Origin of the sequence: Schlesneria sp. (assembly GCF_036405755.1) — a bacterium.
In the GTDB taxonomy this organism is placed as follows: Bacteria; Planctomycetota; Planctomycetia; order Planctomycetales; family Planctomycetaceae; genus Schlesneria; species Schlesneria sphaerica.
This window is the reverse complement of the sequence record NZ_DASWWZ010000712.1, coordinates 1-4,821: the sequence shown is the minus strand read 5'-3', so window position 1 is coordinate 4,821 and position 4,821 is coordinate 1. Positions and strand designations below refer to the sequence as shown.

Genomic DNA, 4,821 nt, shown 5'->3' with positions numbered 1-4,821 from the left:
AAGTGTCCGATCGCCGACATCGTGTTTGGATGTCTCACATTGCCACTGCGTCAGATTCACCAGGCCCCGGTGGTGCATCGCGACCCCTTTGGGCTGGCCAGTTGAACCGGATGTGTAGATCACGTAGGCCAGATGATGAGATTCCGCATCATTGAAGAGCGTTTCTTCTGGCGGGTCTCTCTCGAGCACGTCCCACTGGATTTCGTCGAGGAGCAGACATTGGGGCCCTTGATGACCTGGCTGCAACGTTTCAAACGTCCCCAGTCGGGCCGAAAGTTCACGGGTGGTGACGACCGCTTTGCAGTTCGAGTCACGTAGTAAAAACTCCAGTCGCTGCTGTGGCAGCGACGTATCAAGGGGAACGTAAGCGCCCCCCGCCTTGAGAATGGCGAGGATCGTCACAAATGTCTTTGGTGACCGGTCCAGAAAAAAGCCGACCCGTTCATCGGGCCCGACGCCGAGCGACCGAAGAATTCGCGCCAGGCGATCTGCCTGCTGATTCATTGTTCGATACGTCAGCGACTCATTTCCAAAGACGATGGCGACCGCATCCGGGGTTCGTGCCGCCTGTTCGGCGAACCATTGATGAATGGTAAGATTCTGTCGAAATGGGCTTTCTGTTTGATTCCATTCGACCAGAATCCGGTGACGTTCCTGTGGACTCATCACATTCAGCTGGGCGATCGCTTCGTCCGGACAGACGGCAATGGACTGCAATAACTCGGTGAGATTGTCTGCCATCCAGGCAGCGCTCGCCGGGCTGAAGAGGTCGGTAGAGTATTCGAGCCGACAAGTCCAGTCATCACCGACCGCCTGGACGTCGAGCATGAGATCGTTCTTGCTCGTTCCTGTGTGAAGTGCGACGGGGACGCCACGAACTTCACCGAGTCGTAAGTCGCCAATCGGTTCTTCCAGCAGAACGAACATCACTTGATAGATCGGTTGCCAGCCTGGTTCACGGCTGGAAATTGCAAGTTCAACCATCTGCTCGAATGGTAAATCCGCGTGAGCGAATGCCTCCCAGACGGTCGTGTTAACCCGCTGCAGTAGCTGGCGAAATGATTGGCTTGACTCAACCTGCGTCCGAATGGGGAGTGTGTTGAGGAAATAGCCCATCAGTGATTGAAGCTCGGGGCGTTCTCGATTGACGTAGGGAGTGCCAACAATGATGTCGGATTGACGCGCAATCCGCGCGAGCCAGATCTGGAAGCCAGCGAGAAGAAGTGAGAAGAGGGTTGCCCCTTCCTCGCGCGAGAGAGACCGCAGGCCGTGGACGACATCGCCATTCAGGTGGAACTCGTGAATCGCTCCTTTTCCGGTTGGGCGGGGTGGGGGGATTTGATCTTTCGGCAGCTCCAGTCGGGGAAGTTCCGCAAGTTGTCTCTTCCAGTATCCCCGTAGCTTTTCCAAGGGCTCACCCTGCAGAAGCTCACGCTGCCAGTTTGCAAAATCGGCATACTGCACGGTCAGTACGGGAAGTTCGACCGATTCAATCCTCTCATCCGCAGCGTAGAAGGCAGAGAGTTCCTCGCACCAGAGACGGATTGACCATTCATCAATGATGCTGTGGTGGAAGGTGATGACAAGCAGATGCTCGTGGTCGGCAAGCTCGACCCACAGGGCTCGCAACAGCGGGGGGCGGGAGAGATCGAACGGGTGGCGGACTTCTGCATTGAGATAGCCGCGCAGTTCTGACTGACGGTCCTCCAGGCGGACATTCTGCAGCTTAATTTCACGCCAGGGAAGGTCGAGTTTCTCGAGGGGGACCGACTGCTGCCGTAAGTCTGTCCCTTCCGCCACGATCGCGGTTCGCAAATTCTCATGTCGAGCCAGGGTGGCAAGACAGGCACGACGCAGGCGAGGGATGTCGAATTTTTCAGTGAACCTCCACGCGATTGGCTGGTTATAGGTTGCCTGATCAGGCAAGAGCTGCTGGATCAGCCACATTCCCTGCTGACCGAACGAAACCGGCAACGGAGCGTTACGTTCTCTTGCAGGAATTGTTTGAGTGACCGTTTCGATGGAGTTCATCGACTGCAATTTTTGGCTGAAGAGTTCCACCGTCGGGCATTCGAAGATCCAGCGAACCGGGACAACCCTTCCGACGACACTTTTAAGTTCGGCCGCGATCCTCATCGCCAGCAGCGAATGGCCACCCAGTTCGATGAATTGGTCGCGAATGCCAATCTGCCGAAGTCCGAGGACATTGCTCCAGATCGTCACCAGTGTCTTTTCAAGAGGGGTCCGAGGAGCGAGATAGCTGGTCTCGATCTCAGGGCGGGAGGAATCGGGGAGTGGTAATGCGCTCTGATCCAGTTTTCCGTTGATCGTCAGCGGCAGGTGTGCGAGCGGCACGAGTGCGGCGGGGACCATGTAGTCAGGAAGATGGCGTCGCAGGTGGCGATCAAGTTCACTCGCAGTGACGCGAGAGTTCTCCCGCGCAACGTAATAGCCCACTAAGCGAACGTCGTCGGTTTGGAACGTTCGCGTGATGACCGCCGCCGTCGCGACCGCCGGGTGGTCGCTCAGCATGGCTTCGATTTCGCCCAACTCGATGCGGTGTCCCCTCAGTTTGACTTGATGGTCGATTCGACCCAGAAAATCGAGGGTTCCGTCGAGGTTCCACTGGGCCAGATCGCCAGAGCGGTAGAGCAGCTCCTGCGGATCGTCCGGGAAGGGTGACGGGACAAATCGCTGCGACGTCAATTCCGGTCGATTCAGATATCCTCGCGCCAGCCCCGCTCCTGCGACGAAAATTTCGCCTGGCTGGCCCGGCGGGACCGGCTGAAACTGTTCATCCAGCAGATAGACGCGCAAGTCTGGCAGCGGGGATCCAATAGGGCTCCCCCCCCGCTCGATGTCATTGGCATTGATCTGGTGAAACGTGACATGAACTGTCGTTTCGGTGATCCCATACATATTGATGAGAGCGGGGCCGCCATCGCGATGACGCGACCACCAGGGTCTCAAGAGGCGCGGGTCAAGTGCTTCTCCTCCAAAGATCACGTACCGCAGTTCCCGCAGTTTGCTCGCTTCGTCTGTGAACTGCTCGGCCTGCATGAGCTGTCGAAAGGCAGAAGGGGTCTGATTCAGTACCGTCACGCCTTCGCTTCGAAGCAGATCCCAGAACTCATTCGGGGAGCGACTGACGGTATACGGGACAATCACAAGCTGGCCGCCGTAGAGCAGGGCTCCCCAAATCTCCCAGACCGAGAAGTCAAATGCGAACGAATGGAACAAGGTCCAGACGTCGTTGGGACCGAAATCGAACAAGGATTCTGTTCCGCGAAACAGTCGAATAACGTTTCGGTGGGTGATCACACATCCTTTGGGCTGTCCGGTGGATCCAGACGTATAAATAACATAGGCGGCATTATCACCTGCGATGTCGTTATCTCGGGACTCAATCCGGACTGTTTCCAGGGGGCCGACTTGAGAGTCGGGCACGACGATATTGAGACGTAAGCCAGCGTACCGACGCTCGGCCGCTTCGTCGCCGACCATGATCTGAATGCCAGCGTCGGCAATCGTGAATTCAAGGCGGCCCTGTGGATACGCGGGATCGAGTGGGACGTAGGCTCCTCCCGCCTTCAGAATTCACAGAATTCCGATCACGGTTTCGATCGATCGCTCCATGCAGAGCCCCACCAGTGTCTCCGCGGCAACGCCCAGACCGCGTAGCCGCAGCGCCAGTCTGTCAGCGCACTGATTGAGTTGCCTATAGCTCAGTTCCTGGTCTTCGTACTTGAGCGCGACCGCTTCCGGTGTTCGAGAGACTTGAGCTTCGAACAACTTGTGAATGGATTTGTCGCTTTGACCGAGATATCGCGGTGGCGATGCAGAAGGAGGCTCCGAACAGAAGGTGTGGGTCCAGGAGCTGCGGCCAGGAGAATGGTGTGACGTGGTGAGGCGAGGCAGAGACGTCGTCTGTTTAGGGTTCATTCTAGTAGCATGTTTATGTAAAAATGTTCAGTATGGCCCGCAAACGAGAATGACTCCTGGATGTCGCTGAGAAGCCCGCCATCGTTCGTGTCAAAAAATTGACAGTCACGTTTATACGGGTGCCAAGACCCCGGTAAAACTATGAAAATCAGGACTCTTCCGTGAATTTCAGGGGACCGAAGGATTTGAATGTGCTGTCGTCAAGATGACTTTTGTGCTTTGCGGCCATGATGCGGATGTGGGTGTGTTGCAAAGTGATGCGTGTACTTATGCGCGTTTATTATCTAAACGAAACAGCACTATTGGGGTTGCGTTTGATATTGCAGTTAAACCGGCTGGAAGCAGACGTGGAAAAGTGCGGAGTGGTGCAAAGTGAACCTTGGGCTGCGGGAACGCGCAGGGCTTTTTCCTGCGGGACGTTTGGTTGCGTCTGGACGCATCCTGAGGATACACTTCAGTTAACGCTGATGCGTTTGCCTGTTGAGACGGAACATTCCCGCCATCCATTCCCGCCCGAATTGCCTCCGCAATCCGCAATTTGCAGGAAACCGCATGCCAGTAAAACTCACCTCGACCTGCATTGCGAGTCTTTTACTGTCGTGCCTCGCGCTGGCAGTGATAAACCTGGGGTGGAGCGACCTGGCAACGGGGGATGACAACCCGGAGAAACCGTCTGCGGTCGATTCGCACGAGGAAGCTCTTTTCCGGGATCAGGTCCAGCCGCTGCTGCAGAAATACTGCTATCGTTGTCACGATGCCGAGACGATGAAATCGGGGGTTCGTGTTGATCACCTGACGGGGGGAGTCGAGGCTCGACAGATCCCGTTCTGGCTTGCCATCCGAAAGCTGATCGATGATCAGGAGATGCCTCCCGCGGAC

The 4,821-nt window shown here is 56.3% G+C and carries 2 protein-coding genes and 1 pseudogene; 1 reads left to right on the top strand and 2 read right to left on the bottom strand.

The genetic code is table 11. The features are described 5' to 3' along the window. On the bottom strand, nucleotides 1-666 hold a 666-nt coding region (locus VGE80_RS23405; protein WP_440594336.1), incomplete at its 3' end, for an AMP-binding protein. Beyond that, nucleotides 652-3,942 (bottom strand): annotated as a pseudogene (locus VGE80_RS23400) (amino acid adenylation domain-containing protein); the annotation flags it as partial. The pseudogene VGE80_RS23400 and the gene VGE80_RS23405, both read right to left, overlap by 15 nt. Nucleotides 3,943-4,494: 552 nt before the next feature. On the opposite strand from VGE80_RS23400, the gene VGE80_RS23395 reads away from it, so the two are divergent. Beyond that, nucleotides 4,495-4,821: c-type cytochrome domain-containing protein (locus tag VGE80_RS23395; RefSeq protein WP_440594335.1), on the top strand; the 327-nt coding region annotated here is incomplete at its 3' end.